We start from the raw sequence: 692 nt of genomic DNA on the forward strand, positions 1-692 counted from the left end.
CCTTCTTCTGTTGAAATTTTTACAGAGCCACCTACTTCTTCTACTTGTCTTATAACAACATCCATTCCTACTCCACGTCCTGAAATATCAGTCACTTCTTTTGCAGTAGATAATCCAGGTGTTCCCAAAAGATCAATTGCCTCTTGTTTACTCATTCTTTTTGCATCATCAGCAGAAATTATTCCTTTTTCAACTGCTTTTGATTTTATTCTATCAAGATTTATTCCACGACCATTATCTTCAATTTTAATTGCAATTTGATCTCCAACTCGATATGCACTGATGTGTATGTTTCCCATTGGGGATTTTCCTGCTGCAGTTCTTTCTTGTGGAGTTTCAAGACCATGATCAACACAGTTTCGTAAAATGTGTAATAATGGATCTGTAATTGCATCTAATACAGTTCTATCAAGCTCAATTCCTGCGCCATCCATCTCAAGATTAACTTCTTTTCCAAGGCTTTTGGATGTGTCTCGAATTAATCTAGTGAATCTACTAAACACTTGATCAATTGGAACCAGACGAATCTTCATGGATTGATACTGAAGATCTGTGACTAGTCTATCCATTTCCATGATTAATTGTCTAGATTCCTCAGAGCTATCAGTTCCTACCATCTTTTCTAAACGCATTTTAGAAATTACTAATTCCCCAACTAGATTTACAAGTGAATCCAAGTCAGACATTTTGAC

1 protein-coding gene is annotated in these 692 nt (G+C 35.8%); it reads right to left on the bottom strand.

Features of this window, described 5'->3' with window-relative positions; translation table 11 throughout:
- The coding region (locus C6988_RS11005; RefSeq protein ID WP_255464493.1) for a chemotaxis protein CheA at positions 1 to 692 on the bottom strand (692 nt) is incomplete at both ends.

It is taken from the genome of Nitrosopumilus sp. b1 (assembly GCF_014078545.1).
GTDB lineage: Archaea > Thermoproteota > Nitrososphaeria > Nitrososphaerales > Nitrosopumilaceae > PXYB01.